The 18496-nt window shown below is 69.6% G+C and carries 19 protein-coding genes; 10 read left to right on the plus strand and 9 right to left on the minus strand.

From position 1 onward, the window contains the following. Positions 1-109: 109 nt before the first annotated feature. From recF to dnaA, 4 genes are all read right to left on the minus strand, one after another. Positions 110-1264 carry a DNA replication/repair protein RecF gene (recF, locus tag ACZ7OH_RS17160; protein WP_470281657.1) on the minus strand — a complete coding sequence of 385 codons (1155 nt, stop codon included), beginning with the start codon at positions 1262-1264 and terminating at the stop codon, positions 110-112. Positions 1265-1274: 10 nt separating this feature from the next. After that, complete coding sequence (gene gnd, locus ACZ7OH_RS17165; RefSeq protein WP_470281859.1) at positions 1275-2171, minus strand: phosphogluconate dehydrogenase (NAD(+)-dependent, decarboxylating); 897 nt, start codon at positions 2169-2171, stop codon at positions 1275-1277. A gap of 28 nt (positions 2172-2199) precedes the next feature. Next, entirely contained in the window at positions 2200-3333 is a 1134-nt protein-coding gene (gene dnaN, locus ACZ7OH_RS17170; RefSeq protein ID WP_400897364.1) for a DNA polymerase III subunit beta, read from the minus strand. 846 nt (positions 3334-4179) lie between these two features. After that, positions 4180-5790 carry a chromosomal replication initiator protein DnaA gene (dnaA, locus tag ACZ7OH_RS17175; RefSeq protein ID WP_470281658.1) on the minus strand — a complete coding sequence of 537 codons (1611 nt, stop codon included), beginning with the start codon at positions 5788-5790 and terminating at the stop codon, positions 4180-4182. 576 nt (positions 5791-6366) lie between these two features. Between dnaA and rpmH the strand changes: the two genes are divergently transcribed. The 9 genes from rpmH (at position 6367) to ACZ7OH_RS17220 (ending at position 12209) form a co-directional block, all read left to right on the plus strand. Beyond that, positions 6367-6510: a 50S ribosomal protein L34 gene (gene rpmH / locus ACZ7OH_RS17180; protein ID WP_003082934.1), complete on the plus strand. Its 144-nt coding sequence runs from the start codon at positions 6367-6369 to the stop codon at positions 6508-6510. Positions 6511-6531: 21 nt separating this feature from the next. Beyond that, positions 6532-6966 carry a ribonuclease P protein component gene (gene rnpA, locus ACZ7OH_RS17185; protein WP_400897360.1) on the plus strand — a complete coding sequence of 145 codons (435 nt, stop codon included), beginning with the start codon at positions 6532-6534 and terminating at the stop codon, positions 6964-6966. Between the two features lie 5 nt (positions 6967-6971). After that, a complete protein-coding gene (gene yidD / locus ACZ7OH_RS17190; RefSeq protein ID WP_470281860.1) occupies positions 6972-7307 on the plus strand; it encodes a membrane protein insertion efficiency factor YidD in 336 nt (111 codons plus the stop codon). Between the two features lie 5 nt (positions 7308-7312). Continuing rightward, positions 7313-8437 (plus strand): membrane protein insertase YidC, encoded by a 1125-nt coding sequence (yidC, locus tag ACZ7OH_RS17195; RefSeq protein ID WP_470281659.1) that lies wholly within the window; start codon positions 7313-7315, stop codon positions 8435-8437. A gap of 27 nt (positions 8438-8464) precedes the next feature. Then, entirely contained in the window at positions 8465-9028 is a 564-nt protein-coding gene (locus ACZ7OH_RS17200; RefSeq protein ID WP_400897354.1) for a Jag family protein, read from the plus strand. A 134-nt stretch (positions 9029-9162) separates the two neighbouring features. Next, the gene (locus ACZ7OH_RS17205) at positions 9163-9501 is read left to right on the plus strand and encodes a hypothetical protein (protein ID WP_470281861.1); all 339 of its coding nucleotides are present in this window, start codon (positions 9163-9165) and stop codon (positions 9499-9501) included. Between the two features lie 25 nt (positions 9502-9526). Next, positions 9527-10210, plus strand: coding sequence for a 16S rRNA (guanine(527)-N(7))-methyltransferase RsmG (gene rsmG, locus ACZ7OH_RS17210; protein WP_470281660.1), 684 nt, complete (start codon positions 9527-9529; stop codon positions 10208-10210). 77 nt (positions 10211-10287) lie between these two features. Further along, complete coding sequence (locus tag ACZ7OH_RS17215; protein WP_470281661.1) at positions 10288-11214, plus strand: ParA family protein; 927 nt, start codon at positions 10288-10290, stop codon at positions 11212-11214. Beyond that, positions 11211-12209 carry a ParB/RepB/Spo0J family partition protein gene (locus tag ACZ7OH_RS17220; protein WP_470281662.1) on the plus strand — a complete coding sequence of 333 codons (999 nt, stop codon included), beginning with the start codon at positions 11211-11213 and terminating at the stop codon, positions 12207-12209. Before ACZ7OH_RS17215 ends, ACZ7OH_RS17220 begins: the two co-directional genes overlap by 4 nt. A gap of 133 nt (positions 12210-12342) precedes the next feature. Here the strand turns inward: ACZ7OH_RS17220 and ACZ7OH_RS17225 are convergent, their stop codons facing one another. Further along, on the minus strand, positions 12343-13287 hold the full coding sequence (locus ACZ7OH_RS17225; protein WP_400897344.1) for a D-alanine--D-alanine ligase family protein: 945 nt from the start codon (positions 13285-13287) through the stop codon (positions 12343-12345). 26 nt (positions 13288-13313) lie between these two features. After that, positions 13314-14633, minus strand: a complete 1320-nt coding sequence (locus tag ACZ7OH_RS17230) for an aminotransferase-like domain-containing protein (protein WP_470281663.1) — start codon at positions 14631-14633, stop codon at positions 13314-13316. 211 nt (positions 14634-14844) lie between these two features. On the opposite strand from ACZ7OH_RS17230, the gene ACZ7OH_RS17235 reads away from it, so the two are divergent. Further along, on the plus strand, positions 14845-15489 hold the full coding sequence (locus ACZ7OH_RS17235; RefSeq protein ID WP_284743442.1) for a GNAT family N-acetyltransferase: 645 nt from the start codon (positions 14845-14847) through the stop codon (positions 15487-15489). 209 nt (positions 15490-15698) lie between these two features. Here the strand turns inward: ACZ7OH_RS17235 and ACZ7OH_RS17240 are convergent, their stop codons facing one another. From ACZ7OH_RS17240 to trxB, 3 genes are all read right to left on the minus strand, one after another. Beyond that, positions 15699-16847, minus strand: a complete 1149-nt coding sequence (locus ACZ7OH_RS17240) for an N-acetylmuramoyl-L-alanine amidase (protein ID WP_400866069.1) — start codon at positions 16845-16847, stop codon at positions 15699-15701. A 275-nt stretch (positions 16848-17122) separates the two neighbouring features. Further along, positions 17123-17446: a thioredoxin gene (gene trxA / locus ACZ7OH_RS17245; RefSeq protein ID WP_003082899.1), complete on the minus strand. Its 324-nt coding sequence runs from the start codon at positions 17444-17446 to the stop codon at positions 17123-17125. Between the two features lie 35 nt (positions 17447-17481). Continuing rightward, a complete protein-coding gene (gene trxB, locus ACZ7OH_RS17250; protein ID WP_470281664.1) occupies positions 17482-18474 on the minus strand; it encodes a thioredoxin-disulfide reductase in 993 nt (330 codons plus the stop codon). Positions 18475-18496: the final 22 nt, after the last annotated feature.

Raw genomic sequence — 18496 nt, forward strand, 5'->3', positions numbered from 1 at the left:
GGGTTTATCCACACTGTCCACAGGTTTGTCCCCAGATCGGTGGGTAACTGCTGTGTCGACGGTCACACGGGGTGTGCGAGTCGATCTTGCCGCCCCCGGTTCGCCCTGCTCAGCCACGCGTGATCTCACCATCCGCCACCACGAACCGGCCGCCGGCCAGCTCCCCGGGCACGTCTTCGTCGACCGCGGCGGTCACCAGCACCTGTTCGGCGCTCGCGGCCACCTCGGCCAGCCGGGCCCGGCGCTTGCGGTCCAGCTCGGCGAACACGTCGTCGAGCAGCAGCACCGGCTCGCCCGCCTCCGCGCGCAGCAGCTCGTAGCTGCCGAGCCGGAGAGCGAGCGCGAACGACCACGACTCGCCGTGGCTCGCGTACCCCTTGGCCGGCGCCTCGCCCAGGATCAGCTCCAGCTCGTCCCGGTGCGGGCCGACCAGGCTGATCCCGCGCTCGAGCTCGGCCTTGCGAGCCTCGCCGAGCGCCTTGAGCAAGACGTCTTTGAGGACTTCGGGTTGCGCCCGTTCGCCATCCGGTACGCCGTACGTCTCCGGCAGGGCGTCACCCAGCGACGACTTGTACGAGATCTTCGCGGGCCGGGAGTCCGGCGCGACCCCCATGTACGCCGCGGCCGCGTGCGGCCCGAGGTCCGCGACGAGGTTCAGGCGCGCGGCCAGCAGCTCCGCGCCCGCCACCGAGAGGTGGTCGTCCCAGACTTCCAGCGTCGACAGCGCGTACGGGTCTTCGCGGCCCGTACGCCGTTTGCCCGCCGTCTTGAGCAGGGCGTTGCGCTGCTTCAGCACCTTCTCGTAGTCGGCCCGAACCCCCGCGTACCGCGGCGCGCGCAGCACCAAGAGCTCGTCGAGGAACCGTCTTCGCTCGCTCGGGTCGCCCCGGACCAGCGCCAGGTCCTCCGGCGAGAACAACACCGTGCGCAGGATCCCGAGCACGTCGCGCGGCCGGCCGACCGCGCCGCGGTTGACCCGGGCGCGGTTCGCGCGGCCGGCGGTGATCTCGAGCTCGACGGTCAGCTCGCGGTCGTCGTTGACCACCGCGACCCGCACGAGCGCGCGCTCGCAGCCGTGCCGGATGAGCGGCGCGTCCGTCGCGACGCGGTGCGAGCCCAGCGTCGCGACGTACCCGATCGCTTCGAGCAGGTTGGTCTTGCCGCGACCGTTCTGGCCGACCAGCACGGTCGGCCCCGGTTCGAGCGCGAGATCGGCCTGGGGCCAGGAGCGGAAGTCGGTGACCTGCAGGTGACGCAGATACACCAGCTGCTCCTTACCCGCCGACCTTCTTCACGGCGTGCCCGCCGAACTGGTTGCGCAGCGCGGCCACCGCGCGCATCGCGGCCGAGTGCTCCTGCCGCGAAGCGAACCGCGCGAACAGCGCGGCCGAGATGACCGGCGCCGGCACCGCGTTGTTGATCGCCTCTTCCAGCGTCCAACGGCCTTCGCCGGAATCCTCGACGTACCCCTCGAGGTCGTCCAGCTCCGGGTCCTCGTCGAGCGCGCGCACGAGCAGGTCGAGCAGCCAGGACCGGACGACCGTGCCGCGCTGCCAGCCCTTGATCACCGCGGGCACGTCCTTGACGACCTTCGCGGCTTCGAGCAGCTCGAAGCCCTCCGCGAACGCCTGCATCATGCCGTACTCGATGCCGTTGTGGATCATCTTCGCGTAGTGACCCGCGCCGACATCGCCGGCGTGCGAGAAGCCTTCTTCGCGCGGGCCTTCCGGGCGCAGCGCGTCGAAGATCGGCATGGCCTTCTCGACGTCGGCCGCGGTACCCCCGACCATCAGGCCGTAGCCGTTCTCCTTGCCCCACACGCCACCGGAGACACCGCAGTCGACGTAGCCGATGTTCTTCGCCGCCAGCAGGTCGGCGTTCAGCTTGTCGTCGGTGTACTTCGAGTTGCCGCCGTCGATCACCATGTCGCCGGCGGAGAGCAGGTTGCTCAGCTCGGTGACGGTCTGGCGCGTCGGGTCGCCGGCCGGGACCATGATCCAGACGATCCGCGGGGCGTCCAGTTTGGACACCAGGTCTTCGAGCGACGTCGTGTCCGAGACGTCCGGGTTGCGGTCGTAGCCGACCACCTCGTGACCGGCCGCGCGCAGCCGCTCACGCATGTTGAAGCCCATCTTGCCCAGGCCGATCAGACCGAGCTGAACCATCGAGATCCCCTTACGTGCTAACGAATCGTGCGGGTCAGCCCGGGAGGCGGACCGGCATCAGGAGGTAGAGGTAACCGGGGACGACGTTGCCCTCGGCGTCGGCGGGCTTGATGAGCGCGGGCCGGTTCGGCGTGGTGAACGTGAGCTCCGCCCGGTCGCTGTGGAGCGCCCCGAGGCCGTCGACGAGGTAACCCGGGTTGAACGCGATGGTCACCGGCTCACCTTCGTACTCGACCTGAAGCTCTTCTTCGGCGCTTCCCTCGTCGTCGCCGCCCGCGGACAACCGCAGCGAGTTGTCCCCGAACTCCAGTCGTACCTGAGTCCCCCGCTCCGCCACCAGCGAAACGCGCTTGATGGACTCGGTGAGAGCGGACACGTCGATGACCGCGCGTGAGGTGTGCGACGCGGGCAGCAGCTGGCGGTACGGCGGGAACTCGGCGTCGAGCAGGCGGGTCGTCGTGTAGCGCCCGGAACCGGACAGACCGAGCAGGCCCTCGCCGCTGGCGAGCGCGAGGCGGATCGTGGCGCCGCTCGCGCCGAGCGTCTTGGCGGCCTCGGCGAGCGTGCGCGCCGGGACGAGCACCGCGGCGTCGGCCAGGCCCTCGGCCGGCTGCCAGGTGAACTCGCGCATGGCGAGCCGGAAGCGGTCGGTCGCGACGAGGGTGAGCGAGCTGCCGGAGATCTCGAGCCGCATGCCGGTCAGCATCGGCAGCGTGTCGTCCTTGCCCGCGGCGACGACGACCTGGGTGACGGCCTGGCCGAACGCGTCGCCCGCGAGCTCGCCCGCGAAGGCGGGCTGGGACGGCAGCTGCGGGTAGTCCTCGACCGGCATGGTCGGCAGGGAGAACCGCGCGCTGCCGCAGGTGATGGTGGCGCGCGCGCCGTCGACCGAGATCTCGACCGGCTGCGCGGGCAGCGCCTTGGTGATGTCGGCGAGGAGGCGCCCGGAGACCAGCAGGCGGCCGCCGTCGGCGATCGTCGCCGGGACGCCGACCGTGGCGGAGACCTCGTAGTCGAAGCCCGAGACGGTCAGGGCGTCGGAGTCGCCGTCCGAACCGGCGTCGAGCAGGACACCGCCGAGAACCGGCACGGGAGGCCGGGAGGGGAGGCTTCTGGCCACCCACGCGACGGCGTCGGCGAGCCCGTCACGCTCGACGCGGATCTTCATGCGCGCATCCTTTCGACGACCGAGCGCTCGTGGCTCGGGCCAGGCCTGGTTCTCGCGGGACAGTGACCGGCTGCCCCCTCCGGCCGGTCCGCCCTCCCGCTTGAGCGGCCGGAGCGCGGACCAGGTGCAGGCGTCCACGTTAGGCCGTCGCGGGGCCCGCCGTCACCTCGGCCTCCCCTTGACTTTGTCGACTTGCCGACACGTTCTCGCGGCTGTCCCCAACTTCGTCCATCGCCTGTTTTTGTTTTGTTCTCTCTTAGAAGAGATCTAAAGGCAGTAGCAGTAGTAAGCGGTGTGGATTGTGTGGATTGAGCTCGTTCGTGCAGGTGGGAGGGCTCGCGGGCATGTGGAGAACCGTGGTGGCAGTTCTGTGGGCAACTCGGGGCGTCCGTGGATGGTTTCGGCCGACCCCCGATTCGTCCACAGCCGGGCCCGGTTGTCCCCACGGTTGTCCCCAGGTGTGGGGTGGTCCGTCCCCAGGTTCTGGGGGTGCGCGGCGGGGTCCGAATCGCCCTACCGAGTGACCGGCACGGGCTGTGCACAGAATGTGGGCAACCTGTGGAATCAGCGTGGACAAGGGTGTGGATGGGCTGTGGATCACCTGTGGGCGGAGTGTGGGTGGATTCGGCGTCGTCGCTGATGGGAGATCCGTTGGCACTGTGGGCAATCCGCCCACACCATGGGGAAACTTCCTTGTGTACAAACAATTTCGACGAGTTTGGCGAAGCACGCGTACGCACCTTCGCTGCTTCGCGCGCGTAGGCTTGCTTCGGACACTCCAAAGACGACTAAGGGGCGTCCACATTGAGCGGACGCCCCGAAGTCGTTGGGAGGTAAGGGGATGTGCTACTGGCGGGCGCGCTGCTTGATGCGCGACGTCAGCTCCTGCACCTGGTCGTAGATGCGCCGGCGCTCGGCCATCTCCTTGCGGATCTTCTTGTCCGCGTGCATGACGGTCGTGTGGTCGCGGCCGCCGAACGTCTGCCCGATCTTCGGCAGCGACATGTCGGTCAGCTCGCGGCAGAGGTACATCGCGATCTGGCGGGCCGTGGCGAGCGCCTTCGTCTTGCCGGGGCCGCACAGGTCGTCGAGCGTCACGTCGAAGAACTCCGACGTGACGCCCATGATGGTCGGCGCGGTGATCTCCGGCGCGTGCGAGTCCGGGATCAGGTCGCGGAGCACGATCTCCGCGAGCGCGCTGTCGACCGGCTGCTGGTTCAGCGACGCGAACGCCGTGACGCGGATGAGCGCGCCTTCGAGCTCCCGGATGTTCGCCTCGACGCGCGAGGCGATGAACTCGAGGACCTCGCCCGGCACCGCCAGCCTGTCCTGCGCGGCCTTCTTCCGGAGGATCGCGATGCGCGTCTCCAGTTCGGGCGGCTGGATGTCGGTGATCAGGCCCCACTCGAACCGCGTCCGCAGCCGGTCTTCCAGCGTCTCGAGGCGCTTCGGCGGGCGGTCGGAGCTGACGACGATCTGCTTGTTCGCGTTGTGGAGGGTGTTGAAGGTGTGGAAGAACTCTTCCTGCGTACCTTCTTTGCCTTCCAGGAACTGGATGTCGTCGACGAGCAGGATGTCGATGTCGCGGTAGCGCCGCTGGAACGCGACCTTGCGGTCGTCGCGCAGCGAGTTGATGAAGTCGTTCGTGAACTCTTCGGTCGAGACGTACCGGACGCGCATGCCGGGGAACAGCCGTTGCGCGTAGTGGCCGACCGCGTGCAGCAGGTGCGTCTTGCCGAGCCCGGACTCACCCCAGATGAAGAGCGGGTTGTACGCGCGGGCCGGCGCTTCGGCGACGGCGACCGCGGCCGCGTGCGCGAAGCGGTTGGACGCGCCGATGACGAACGTGTCGAAGGTGTACTTCTCGTTCAGCTTCGTCTTGGACGTCTGCGGCTGCGCCGGCGCGGTGTAGGGCTGGCCGGCGATCGGCTGCCCGGAGAACGTCGGCCAGATCTCGTGGACGGCGGCGAGCGCCTCGCCTTCTTCGTCCACCTCTTCGTCGGTGTCGTCCCCGTCGTCCGGCTTCGCCGCGACGGAGGGGTGCGGCGGCATCGGCGGCGCGGGTTCGGGACGCGACGGCGGCATCATCGGCGAGCCGTTGCCCGGCAGTGCGGCAGCGGGCTCGGGGCTCGCACCGTTTTCCACCCGGCCGGGTGACGGCACGTACCGGGGCGCGGCCGACGGCGCGACGGTCTCGGCGCTGTCCACCTTCACCGCGAGCGAGATGGCGCGGCCGAGCCGCCGGGAGAGCGCGTCGGTGATCGCGCCGCGCAAACCGCGTTCGATCGCTTCCTTCGCGAAATCGCTGGGGGCCGCCAGCAGGGCGGTGCCGTCGAGCAGACCGATCGGGCGGGTCACGCGCATCCAGGCGCGCTGCTGGGGGGACAGGGTCCCGTCGGACAGTTCGCGTACCACCTGTTCCCAGATGACGCCCAGATTGTGCTGGTGCTCCGACACCGGTCTGGCTCCCCTCCCCTCGTCGGCGTGGACGGCCGAACGCCCCTGGTCACGCGGCCCGGTACGCAACAGCGGACCCGCGTGTGCACCGGCACAGCGAATATCCACATAGTTGTCCACAGCTGTGCACTAATGTACGGCGACCCGCGGCGACGCCACCTGCGGGCTCGTCGTACGCCGGTGGGCACTCCACCACCCGGATACTCGTGCACCTCGACCGGTGACCCGAGAGAGGCACGCTAACAAGCCCCGCCCGCTGCCACAAGGCATCCTGGGTCGCAAGCATTTCACGGTGTACGGCGTGTTGCCATTCGGTGCCACGGCGTCGACGGTCCCGGCGTCCGCGGCCGGTCGCGGACCGTGGCCGAGGGGGTGCTTACCGGCCGCCCGACGGGGGTGCGTACCCTCGTAAGGTCTCCCGTATGCGACGGGTGCTATTCGCGTGCCCACGTTGTCGTCGCTCGTCGTGACGAGGCCACACGTTGGTAGGAGACACCAGAGACTGCCGTGCGCCCGCACGACACGCCAGGCGACGGGGAGGAATCCCCGCGTCCGACGCGACACACAGGAGAAGCAGTGAGCAAGGGTAAGCGCACCTTCCAGCCGAACAACCGCCGCCGCGCGAAGACGCACGGCTTCCGCCTGCGCATGCGGACGCGTGCCGGCCGGGCCATCCTGGCGGGCCGCCGTCGCAAGGGCCGCGCCGCGCTGTCCGCCTGATCCGGCACGTCGGGGCGCGCCGTGCTGCCGGCTGCCGCACGCTTGCGGCGGAGTGAGGATTTCCGCGTGGTTCTCCGTCGCGGGTCCCGGGCAGGCAAGCGCCGCCTCGTCGTCCACGCGTTGACCACGGACCCGTCCGGGGCCGCCGACCCACCGTCGGCGGCCCGGGCGGGTTTTGTGGTGAGCAAGGCCGTCGGCAACTCGGTGGTCCGCCACCGCGTCACCCGGCGGCTGCGTCACCTCGTTTCGGCCCGGCTCGGAACCCTGCCGCCGGGCAGTGCGTTGGTAGTGAGGGCATTGCCGCCGTCCGCGACCGCGTCCAGCGCCGAGCTCGGAGCCGATCTCGACGCCGCGCTGCGTCGGCTGGGTCTTTCACCGTCGCGTCGTCCGGCCGGGGATGCCCCCCGCCCGGCGCGTCCCGCCGACGCGGCCCCCGACCACGGATCAGCGGTGTGACCGGCATGCGAGCCACCCCCGAGCACGACCACGAGCACTCCGAGCGTGACGCTGTGGAGCCCGCGCCCCCGAGGCCCGGCCCCGTCGCCTGGGTCCTGTTGCTCCCCATCAAGCTCTACCGCAAGGCGATCTCGCCCTTCCTCCCGCCGGCTTGCCGGTTCTACCCGAGCTGCAGCGCGTACGCAGTCGAAGCCCTCACCCGGCACGGTGCCGGCCGCGGCTCCTACCTCGCGCTGCGCCGGCTGTTGCGCTGCGGCCCGTGGACCCCACCCGGCCGCGACCCCGTGCCCGAGGAGTTCTCGTGGCGCCACCGACGACCTGATACACCGATCGAGGAGTAGCAGCAGTGCTCGATTTCATCTACTACCCCGTGTCCTTCATCCTCTGGTGTTGGCACAAGGTGTTCGGCTTCGTCTTCGGGGAAGCCACGGCGATCTCCTGGATCCTCGGCATCATCTTCCTGACGTTCACCGTCCGCGGCATCATGTTCAAGCCGTTCGTGAACCAGGTCCGGTCGATGAAGAAGATGCAGGACTTCGCGCCGGAGATGAAGAAGCTCCAGAAGAAGTACGCGAACGACCGGCAGCGCCAGGCCGCGGAGATGCAGAAGCTCCAGAAGGAGCACGGCGTCAACCCGCTCGGCAGCTGCCTGCCGATGCTGCTGCAGATCCCGGTGTTCATCGGCCTGAACTGGGTCCTGCGCGCGTTCAGCATCCAGCCGAAGGACGGCAAGCCGAAGACCGAGAACTACTTCTTCAGCCAGCACGACGTCCAGTCGTACACCAACGCGAAGCTGTTCGGCGTCAACCTCGGTGAAGCGATCCACAACGGCGTCACCGCGATCGGCGGCTCCGGCGGGGCCGGTTGGCACTGGAACGTGCTCCCGGTCGCGCTGCCCCTGATGATCGTCGCGTCGATCGCCACCCACCTCACCGCGCGGCACTCGGTGGCCCGGCAGAACGCCGCGTCGGCCACCCCGCAGACCGCGATCATGAACAAGCTGACGATGTACATCTTCCCGCTCGGTGTGCTCGTCTTCGGTGCGCTGTTCCCGCTCGGCCTCCTCTTCTACTGGCTGGCGAACAACGGCTGGACCCTGATGCAGCAGCGCCTCGTCTACACGAAGATCGACAAGGAAGAGGCGGCCCGCAAGGCGGAGGCCGCGGAGAAGCGCGCGTCGCTCGGCCCGAAGCCGGGTCAGAAGCCGACCGCGCCGAAGGTCGGCCAGAAGCCGGTCCAGCAGAAGAAGAACCAGCCCGCCCAGACCGGCTCGGCCAAGAAGGTCACGAAGGCCGGCTCGGCCCACGGCTTCGCCCAGACCACGCCGGCGGAGGCCGCTGCCAAGGCCGCGGAGACCGCTGACCCGGCGCCCGCCGACACGAACGGCCAGAACGGCTCGAAGGACAACGGCACGGGCGTGCCGGGCCTTCTCAAAGACTCGACCAGGAAGTCGGGCCGGAAGCGCCGCTGAGGCGCGACCGGTTCGGAGAGGAGACGAATGATGTCGGAGACGATCGACACGATCGAAGCCGATAAGGACGACGTGACCCCGGAGGCCGCTTCCGCGGACGAGGGGGCCGAGCAGAAGGCGGGCGGTGACGACATCCTCGTCCAGGAGGGCGACATCGCGGGCGACTACCTCGAGCGCCTGCTCGACCTGCTCGACTACGACGGCGACATCGATCTGGACGTGGAGGCCGGCCGCGCGATCGTGAGCATCGACGGCGGCGAGGACCTCGAGAAGCTCGTCGGCCCGCGCGGCACGGTGCTCGAGGCGCTGCAGGAGCTGACCCGCCTGGCGGTCCAGCAGGAGACGGGCTCGCGCAGCCGCCTCATGCTGGACATCGCGGGCTGGCGCGCGGACCGCCGCGAGGAGCTGCGCGAGCTCGGCCGCTCGACGGCGGAGTCGGTCCTCCAGAGCGGCGAGCGGGTCCGCCTGCAGCCGATGAGCCCGTTCGAGCGCAAGGTCGTCCACGACGCGGTGGCGGCGGTCTCCGGCGTCACGAGCGAGAGCGAGGGCGAAGACCCGAAGCGCCGTGTGGTGATCTTCCCGGAGTCCTGAGACTCGGCTCCACTGAAGCGGCCCCACTTGACTTGGTCAGGTGGGGCCGCTTCTTTTGTGGGCATGCGCCCGGCACCCGGCGATGGCTCGGGTCGGATCGGGTGCACGCGATCGAGTACGGGTGGCTCGCGGAGATGCGGACGGTCCGGTTGTACGCGTACCGGTTCGCGGCTTCGTCGTTCCGCTCGTTCGGCGAGCACGCTGCCGAACCTGTGGCGGTTCGTGGACGCGGCGACGGCGAGCTCGCTCGGCTTCAGCGGGATCCGGCTGCGGAACGCGAAGCCGCGGCCGCGCGAATTACAGCGGTGATGTTTCACGTGGAACTCGCGCACGCCGGCGCTCGTAGCGCGCGTGTTTCACGTGGAACCGCGACTTCGATGCCGCTGGGCGAGTGGAGTTGTCCACATCTGCGGCTCGTCGGCTCGTTTTCGACTCGACATCGGGGACAATCGACAGAGCGCGGTTTCACGTGAAACCGGCGGACGAGGAGTAGACGGAGTGAGCTTGGAGCAAGCCGCGGTGGCGGTGCGGGCCGCGGCGGAGCGGGTGTTCGGTGCGCGGGTGGACCAAGCCGCTGGGTATGTCGAACTCCTCGAGCGTCACGGGGTCGAGCGTGGGTTGATCGGGCCGCGGGAGGTCGAGCGGCTGTGGGAGCGGCACGTCCTCAACTCGGCCGTCATCGGTGAGCAGATGCCCGAGGGCGCCCGCGTCGTCGATGTCGGGTCGGGTGCCGGGCTTCCGGGAGTACCGCTCGCGATCGCGCGACCGGACCTCGATATCGTCTTGCTCGAACCGATGGCCCGCCGGGTGGACTGGCTGGCCGAGGTGGCCGAGAAGCTGGAACTCCCGATCACCGTCGTCCGTGGACGCGCGGAGGAGCGGCCTGTGCGTGAGCAGCTCGGTGGCGCCGACATCGTCACCGCTCGCGCGGTCGCCCCGCTCGCCCGGCTCGCGGACTGGTGCTTGCCGCTCGTTCGTCCCGATGGCTTCCTGGTTGCCCTCAAGGGTGCCAGCGCGGCGGACGAGATCGACCGGGACGGCGCCGCCATCCGCAAGGCCGGCGGGGCCGACCCACTGATCATCGAATGCGGTGCCGCAGTACTAGAGGTCCCCAGCACGGTCGTGAAGATCCGTCGCCTCCCAGCAGCCAGCAAGCCAAAGGCACGGAGCAAGAAGCGTTAACGGGCCGCGATGTTCCACGTGAAACGACGCGACTCGACCACCGACCAAACGTCTAGATGGAGGAGGTGTCGAGACCGGTGAATCCCCCGCCGTCCGACTCCACGGAGACCACCCCCGACGTGGGCTGGACCCCGATCGCCGAAGAAGCCGCCCGCGCCGCGCGTCTGCTGCACCCGGAGGAGGGGATGCTCCCGCGTCCCGGCCGCCGTCGTGTGCTGACCGTCGCCAACCAGAAGGGCGGCGTCGGCAAGACCACGAGCACGGTCAACCTCGCCGCCGCGCTCGCCGTCCACGGGCTCAAGACGCTCGTCGTCGACCTCGACCCGCAGGGCAACGCGAGCACCGCGCTCGACGTCGACCACCGCTCCGGGACGCCGTCGATCTACGAGGTGCTCATCGGCGAGGTGACGCTCGCGGACGCCGCGCAGCCCACCGAGCAGTCCCCCAACCTCTTCTGCGTCCCCGCGACGATCGACCTCGCCGGTGCCGAGATCGAGCTCGTCTCGATGGCGTCCCGCGAGTCCCGGCTCAAGGAGGCCATCTCCTCGGAGATCCTCAACGAGATCGGCGTCGACTACGTCTTCATCGACTGCCCGCCCTCGCTCGGCCTGCTGACGGTCAACGCGATGGTCGCCGCGCAGGAGGTGCTCATCCCGATCCAGTGCGAGTACTACGCACTCGAAGGACTCGGGCAGCTGCTGAGCAACATCGAACTCGTGCAGCAGCACCTCAACCGCGAGCTGCGCGTCTCGACGATCCTCCTCACCATGTACGACGGCCGCACCAAGCTGGCCGACCAGGTGACGAACGAGGTGCGCAACCACTTCGGCGACACGGTCCTCAAGACCGTCATCCCCCGCAGCGTGAAGGTCTCGGAGGCGCCCGGGTACGGCCAGACCGTCCTCGCTTACGATCCCGGTTCGCGTGGTGCGATGAGCTACGTCGACGCGGCCAAGGAGATCGCCGAGCGCGGCGCACAGATGGAGAAGGGTAGTTCGACATGACCGAGCGCCGAGGAGGGCTGGGGCGCGGCCTCGCCGCCCTGATCCCCACCGGACCCGCCACCGGCGGTGCCCTGCCCGCGCCCACGGACGCGGCGGCGGACAAGAAGACGGCCGAAGACAAGGGCTGGTTCGCGGCGAACGGTCAAGCGAAGACCCACGGCGGCGAGGTCGCCGGCGCGGTCTACCGCGAGATCCCGGTCAGCTCGATCAAGCCGAACCCGAAGCAGCCGCGGCAGGTCTTCGACGAAGACGCGCTCGCCGAACTCGAGCACTCGATCCGCGAGTTCGGGCTCATGCAGCCCATCGTCGTCCGCGAGCTCGGGAACGACGAGTACGAGCTCGTCATGGGCGAGCGCCGGCTGCGCGCGTCGCAACAGGCGGACCTCGAGGCGATCCCGGCGATCGTCCGGCAGACCGCCGACGAGTCGATGCTGCGCGACGCGCTCCTGGAGAACATCCACCGCGTCCAGCTGAACCCGCTCGAAGAGGCGGCGGCGTACCAGCAGCTGCTCGACGAGTTCGCGGTGACGCACGAGGAGCTGGCGAGCCGGATCGGCCGCAGCCGGCCGGTCATCACCAACACGATCCGGCTCCTCAAGCTCCCCCTGCCGGTGCAGCGCCGGGTGGCCGCGGGCGTCCTGTCCGCCGGCCACGCCCGCGCGCTGCTCTCGCTGGAGGACGCCGACAGCCAGGAAGAGCTCGCGGCGCGCATCATCGCAGAGGGCATGTCGGTCCGGGCGACCGAGGAAGCCGTCACGCTCAAGAAGAGCGAGAAGCCGGCCAAGCCGAAGCCCGCGCCGCGCAAGCCGATCCAGGCGCCGGGGTTGCAGGAGCTCGCGAACCGGCTTTCGGACCGGTTCGACACCCGCGTGAAGGTCGACCTCGGCCGCCGCAAGGGCCGGATCACGCTCGAGTTCGGGTCCGTCGACGACCTCGAGCGGATCGTCGCGATCATCGATGCGAACGGGATGAATCAGACACCGAAAACCGATTAGGGATCACCCCGGGGTGTTTCGTCACGGTGATGATTGCTCGACGCAGTCGCGGTAACCACACCGGGTGATGATCAACCGCGACACGAAAAAGGCCACCGCGGAGCTTCCGCAGTGGCCTTTCGCGTGTCTGGAGTCAGCGAGAAATCGCGCGCCCGATGAGTTCGCCGAACACGGTGCCGAGCGACTTGCCCGCGGCCTCGATCGCCATCGGCACGGTCGACGTCTCGGTGAGACCCGGCGACGGGTTCACTTCGAGGAAGTGCACCGCGCCGTCCGACGCGACAACCGCGTCGGTCCGGGAGATGTCACGCAGCCCGAGCACGCGGTGCGCGGCGACGGCCAGTTCGGCCACCGCCTTGGCCGCGGCGTCGTCGAGGCGGGCCGGGGTGAAGAAGTCCGTCAGGCCGGCCGTGTAGCGGGCCGTGTAGTCGTACACGCCGCTCTCCGGCACGATCTCGACCGCGGGCAGGGCCTCGGGCCCGTTCTCGCCCTCGATGACCGTCACGGCCACCTCGACGCCGTCCACGAACCGCTCGGCGAGCACCGTGTCGCCGTAGGCGAAGCAGCCGACCATCGCCGCCGGCAGTTCCGCCGCCTCGCGGACCACCTGCGTGCCGAGCGCCGAGCCGCCCTGGTCGGGCTTGAGGATCAGCGGCAGGCCGAGCGTCTCGACCATCGCGTCGAGCACCGCCTGCGCGCCGAGCTCGCGGAACGTGCTGTGCGGCAGCACCACCCAGCCCGGCGTCGTGAACCCGGCGTTCTCGATGAGCGCCTTCGCCGTCGGCTTGTCCCACGCGCGACGGCAGCCCTGGGAGCCGGTGCCGACGAACGGCACGTCCAGCATCTCCAGCACCGTCTGCACCGAGCCGTTCTCACCCTCGCCGCCGTGCAGGGCGACGACGACCGCGTCCGGCCGCTGGGCGCGCAGGCGCTCCAGCAGGCCGGCGTCGGTGTCCCACTCCTCGATGCCGAGGCCCTCGGACTTGAGCGCCGCGGAGAGCCGCCGCCCGGACCTCAGCGAAACGTCGCGTTCGTGCGAAAGCCCGCCGGCGAGCACGGCAACGGTACGGTCGACCACCGTAGGAACTCCTTAGCTGGGAAGAACTAGACCGTGTCCGGGGACGGGTTCTGAGGTCCCTGAATCTGGCGCGCGCTCACGTTACCGAAGGTGCGCGCGAGGTCCATTTCGGACTCGAGCACCGCGGCCAGCCGCCGCACGCCCTCGCGGATCCGCTCCGGCGTCGGGTAGCAGTACGAGAGCCGCATCTGGCGGCTGCCGAACCCGTCGGCGTAGAAGCCTGTTCCGGACGCGTACGCCACCCGCGCGGTCACCGCGCGCGGCAGCATCGCCTTCGTGTCGACGCCCTCCGGCACCGTCACCCAGACGTAGAAGCCGCCGTCCGGCTTGGTCCACGAGCAGCCCGGGGGCAGGTACTGGTCGAGCGCGGACAGGATCGCGTCCCGCCGCTCACGGTAGTTCTCGCGGAACTTCTTGATCTGGCCCTTCCAGTCGTGCGTGGCCAGGTAGCGCGACACGATCATCTGGTTGAACGTCGGCGGGCACAGCGTCGCCGACTCCGCGGCCAGCACGAGCTTCTCGCGCACGGCGTGCGGCGCGAGCACCCAGCCGACGCGCAGGCCGGAGGCGAACGTCTTGGAGAACGATCCGAGGTACACGACGTTGTCGGGGTCCGTCGAGCGCAGCGCCGGGTACGTCTGGCCGTCGAACCCGAGCAACCCGTATGGGTTGTCTTCGACGACCAGGACGTTGTGCTCGCGGCAGATCTCCAGGATCTCCGCGCGGCGCTCGACGGCCAGCGTGACGCCGGCGGGGTTGTGGAAGTTCGGGATCGTGTAGAGGAACTTGACGCGGCGGCCGGCCTTCTCCGCCTGGGCGAGCGCCTCGCGCAGCAGCTCCGGCACCAGGCCGTTGTCGTCCATCGCGACGTGCACGACCTGCGCCTGGTAGGCGGCGAACGAGCCGAGCGCGCCGACGTACGACGGCCCTTCCGCGATCACGACGTCACCCGGGTCGCAGAACAGCCGCGTGACCATGTCCAGGCCCATCTGGGAGCCGACGGTCACCACGACGTCGTCCGGGTGCGCCTCGATGCCCTCCAGGGCCATGATTTCGCAGATCTGCTCGCGCAGGACCGGGACGCCGTGCGCCGAGCCGTACTGCAGCGCGACGAGGCCGTCCTCGGCGATGATCTCCGCCACCTGCGCCGACAGCGTGTCGAGCGGGAGCGCCGCCAGGTTCGGCATGCCGCCGGCCAGTGAAACCACCTCGGGCCGGCTGGCGACCGCGAACAGCGCCCGGATCTCGGAGGCGGTCATCCCGGCGGTGCGCGCGGCGTACCGCTCGAGGTGCGGGTCGAGGTTCTGGCGGCCGCTGTGCGGCTTGCTGGGGCGGTTCTCGGTCATCGACGATTCACCCGGGGCTCGGTGGATGGGCTGCCTGTGCGGAGCGCAGCAGATCCCGTCGAGTGTAACCGGGCACCCATCCGGACCCCCTGGCCTTTCGGCGCTCGTCACATCGGCCTATCCTCGTCCTTGGCTCCCGTGCCGTGCCGCGCTCTCACGCGGCTTGACGACCGGGCAGCCGGTCGGGAGCGCAGGTCAGGGGAGGTCGCGAGTGTCGCGTCGCGTCGTGGGCGTCACACTGGACAACCTGGAGCACCTGCCGAAGAGCTGCCGCAGGTGCGTGTACTGGGAGCTGGCCCCGCACCTCAAGAACCAGGCCGAGGAGTTCGGCGCCACCGAGGTCGAGAAGGAAGCCTGGGTCTCCAGCGTCCTGCTCGAGTGGGGTTCCTGCGGCCGCATCGTCTACAGCGACACGCTGCCGGTCGGGTTCGTGCTGTACGCCCCGCCGAACGCCGTCCCGCGGTCGCTGGCCTTCCCGACGTCCCCGCCGAGCGCGGACGCGGTCCTGCTGACGGCGTTCCAGGTCCTGCCGGAGTTCCGCGGCGGTGGCCTCGGCCGGATGCTGGTCCAGGCGGTCGCCAAGGACCTCACCAAACGCGGTGTCCGCGCGATCGAAGCGTTCGGCGACGCCCGCCCCGAGGAGTCGGACCCGGACGGCGGCCACAGCTGCGTGCTGCCGGCGGCGTTCCTGCAGAGCGTCGGCTTCAAGACGGTCCGCCCGCACCAGAAGTGGCCGCGGCTGCGCCTGGAGCTGCGTTCGGCGATCACCTGGAAGGAAGACGTCGAGGCGGCGCTGGAGCGGCTGCTCGGCCAGGTGACGATCACGACGGCCGAGCCCAGTCTCGGCCGCGCCTGACCCACCCCGCAAACGTTTGCGCCCGTGCTCGAGCAGGGCCGGAACACGCCTGTGCACGACTGTGGAAGAAGTGCCGAGTTATCCACAGAGCGCTGCTAGGCGCGGTGGAAAAGCTGTGGATGACTGCCCGGAAACCTGGGGACGCAGCAGCTGCCTCCCCAGGGGTGGTGGGGCAGGTGAAGGTGAGCCGCTAGGGGTTGTGGTCAGCCCTATTCGGCTTTGGCCAGCTCGTGCGCCAGGACGTCGGCGAACGTGAACGTTCCCGTCGGCTGGTCGCCTTCGCCGAGCAAGTACAGGCGCTTGACGGCGATCAGGATGCCCTCCGCGACGATGTCGCGGAACGCCGGGTCGCCGAGCTTGCGGGCGTCGTCCGGGTTCGTCAGGTAGCCGATTTCGATCCGGACCGCCGGGCAGCGGGTGCGGGTGAAGATGTCCCACGACTTGTAGTGCGTGCGGTTGTCCTGCAGGCCCGTGCGGGCCGCGACCTCACGCTGGATGAAGCCGGCCAGCAGCTCGCCCACCGTGGACGTCGTGCCGTTGCCGTTGCCGAAGTGGAAGCTCGCGACACCCTGCGCGCGCGGCGACGGGTTCTTGTCGCTGTGCAGCGAGAGGAACAGGTCCGCGCCCGCGTCGTTGGCGAACTTGGCGCGCTCCAGCTCGGTCGGGCTGTGGTTCGGGCCGCGGGAGATCAGCGCCTCCATGCCCGTGGCCTTCATCCGGCCTTCGAGGCGGCGCGCGAGGTCCCAGGCGATGTCGGCTTCGCGCAGGCCGCCGGCGACCACGCCGAGGTCGTCGCCGCCATGGCCCGGGTCGATCACGATGCGCTTGCCGCGCAGGCGCGGACCGGCCTGGCGCACCTGCTCCTGCTCGCGCAGGAACACGGGGCGGCCGCCCCTGGCCCGCGGCGAGGACAGGCGGTGCAGCTCGCGGATGGTCGCCGGGCCGCACATGCCGTCCGGCGTCAGGCGCATGTCGCGCTGGAACGTCTTGAGCGCGCGCTCGGTCGCCGGGCCGAAGTAGCCGTCGGGTCGGCCGGCGTCGAAGCCCAGCTCGGTCAGCCGCTCCTGGAGCGTGAAGACGTCGTCGCCGTGCACCGGGGACGCGATCATGTACGACAGCGGGCGGCTGCCCAGGTGGTAGCTGGCGCCCTTGAGCGCCTGGAAGGTCGCCGGACCCACGATGCCGTCGGTCATCAGCCCACGGCGCTGCTGGAAGGCACGGACGGCGTGCTCGACGGCGACGTCGAACGTGCCGTAGTCGTCGGTACCGGTGACCGGCGGGAGCAGGTCCATCCCGGCCAGGATGGACCTGATCTCGGCGACGTCCGGACCGGCGTCACCGCGGCGGAGTACCCGCATGCACTCCTCGCTCTTTCCTAGGGCACCGACTCGGGGGCTCGGTGCGTGGCAAGAAAACCTTCGCTGGGACGGGCCCAGGTCCTCTATTGTGCCTTGCCAACTCTCGGTGACAGCGCAGGCCCGGTAGGTGCGTCAAGGGCCCGATCGTGGAGTACCCCCGGTGGCCCTCGTCACGCTCGATTCACCCACACCGGTGGCATTACCCCGAACGGCGAAGGACCCGAGGTCCGCGAGAGGGTTCTCGCAGGCCCCGGGTCCGCCGGGAGTGTTCGGGCTCAGAGGACGTCGGCGAGGTCCGAGAGCAGCGCGGCCTTCGGCTTGGCGCCGACGATCTGCTTCACCGGCTTGCCACCCTGGAACAGGATCAGCGTCGGGATCGACATCACCTGGTAGTCACGCGGCGTGTTCGGGTTCTCATCGATGTCGATCTTGGCGATGGTCAGCTTCTCGCCGTTCTCGGCCGCGATCTCCTCGAGCACCGGGGCGACCATCTTGCAGGGGCCGCACCAGGTGGCCCAGAAGTCGACCAGCACAGGCTTCTCGCTGGTCAGGACCTCGTCGACGAACGTCGCGTCGGTCACCTTGACGGTGTTGGCCATGGTTTCTCCTCCAAAGGTGGTTGAACGCCGGAAAGTCAGTTGGTGCCCGCGCCGTAGCCGCCGCCGACGAGCTCGGGCGCCTCGTGCGCGTCCGCTTCGCCGTGCTCCGCCAGCCATCGTTCCGCGTCGATCGCGGCACTGCACCCGGAGCCGGCGGCGGTGATCGCCTGCCGGTAGGTGCGGTCCACCAGGTCGCCGGCCGCGAACACGCCGTCGAGGTTGGTGTAGGACGTCCGGCCCTGGGTGATGACGTAGCCGTCCTCGTCCACCTCGACCTGCCCGCGCACGAGCTCGCTGCGGGGGTCGTGGCCGATCGCGACGAAGAAGCCCGACACGTCCAGCGTCGACTCCGAGCCGTCCTTGGTGTCCTTGAGCTTCAGGCCTTCGACCTTGCCGTCGCCGACCACGCCGGTGATCTGCGAGTTCAGCTTCCACTTGATCTTCTCGTTCGCGCGGGCGCGCTCGAGCATGATCTTGGACGCGCGGAACTCGTCGCGCCGGTGGACGACCGTAACGGACTTCGCGAACTTCGTCAGGAAGGTCGCTTCCTCCATCGCGGAGTCGCCACCACCGGCGACCACGATGTCGTGGTCGCGGAAGAAGAAGCCGTCACAGGTCGCACAGGCCGAGACACCGCGGCCGAGCAGCTCCTGCTCACCCGGCACGTTCAGGTACCGCGCCGCCGCGCCCATGGCGAGGATGACCGCCCGGGCGGCGTAGCGCTTGCCGTTCGCGACGACGTACTTGACGTCCCCGGTCAGCTCCAGCGATTCGACGTCCTCCGCGCGCAGCTCGGCGCCGAAGCGCTCGGCCTGCTTGCGCATCTCCTCCATCAGGTCCGGACCCATGATGCCGTCGCGGAACCCGGGGAAGTTCTCGACCTCGGTCGTCGTCATCAGTGCGCCGCCGAACTGCGTGCCCTCGAACACCAGCGGTTCCAGCTGGGCCCGTGCCGCATAGACAGCAGCGGTGTATCCGGCAGGACCCGACCCGACGACGATCAGGTTCCTGATTTCCTCGGCAGCCACCGGTGACCTCCGCTCGTAGTGA

Source organism: Amycolatopsis sp. NPDC114478 (assembly GCF_055633805.1).

Bases quoted from the DNA above. Each gene is read 5' to 3' on its own strand.
- ACZ7OH_RS17230 (WP_470281663.1), bottom strand. From the start codon at position 14,633: ATGACCGAGAACCGCCCCAGCAAGCCGCACAGCGGCCGCCAGAACCTC.
- dnaN (WP_400897364.1), bottom strand. From the start codon at position 3,333: ATGAAGATCCGCGTCGAGCGTGACGGGCTCGCCGACGCCGTCGCGTGG.
- trxA (WP_003082899.1), bottom strand. From the start codon at position 17,446: ATGGCCAACACCGTCAAGGTGACCGACGCGACGTTCGTCGACGAGGTC.
- ACZ7OH_RS17205 (WP_470281861.1), top strand. From the start codon at position 9,163: ATGCGGACGGTCCGGTTGTACGCGTACCGGTTCGCGGCTTCGTCGTTC.
- ACZ7OH_RS17240 (WP_400866069.1), bottom strand. From the start codon at position 16,847: ATGCGGGTACTCCGCCGCGGTGACGCCGGTCCGGACGTCGCCGAGATC.
- yidD (WP_470281860.1), top strand. From the start codon at position 6,972: ATGCGAGCCACCCCCGAGCACGACCACGAGCACTCCGAGCGTGACGCT.
- ACZ7OH_RS17220 (WP_470281662.1), top strand. From the start codon at position 11,211: ATGACCGAGCGCCGAGGAGGGCTGGGGCGCGGCCTCGCCGCCCTGATC.
- ACZ7OH_RS17200 (WP_400897354.1), top strand. From the start codon at position 8,465: ATGATGTCGGAGACGATCGACACGATCGAAGCCGATAAGGACGACGTG.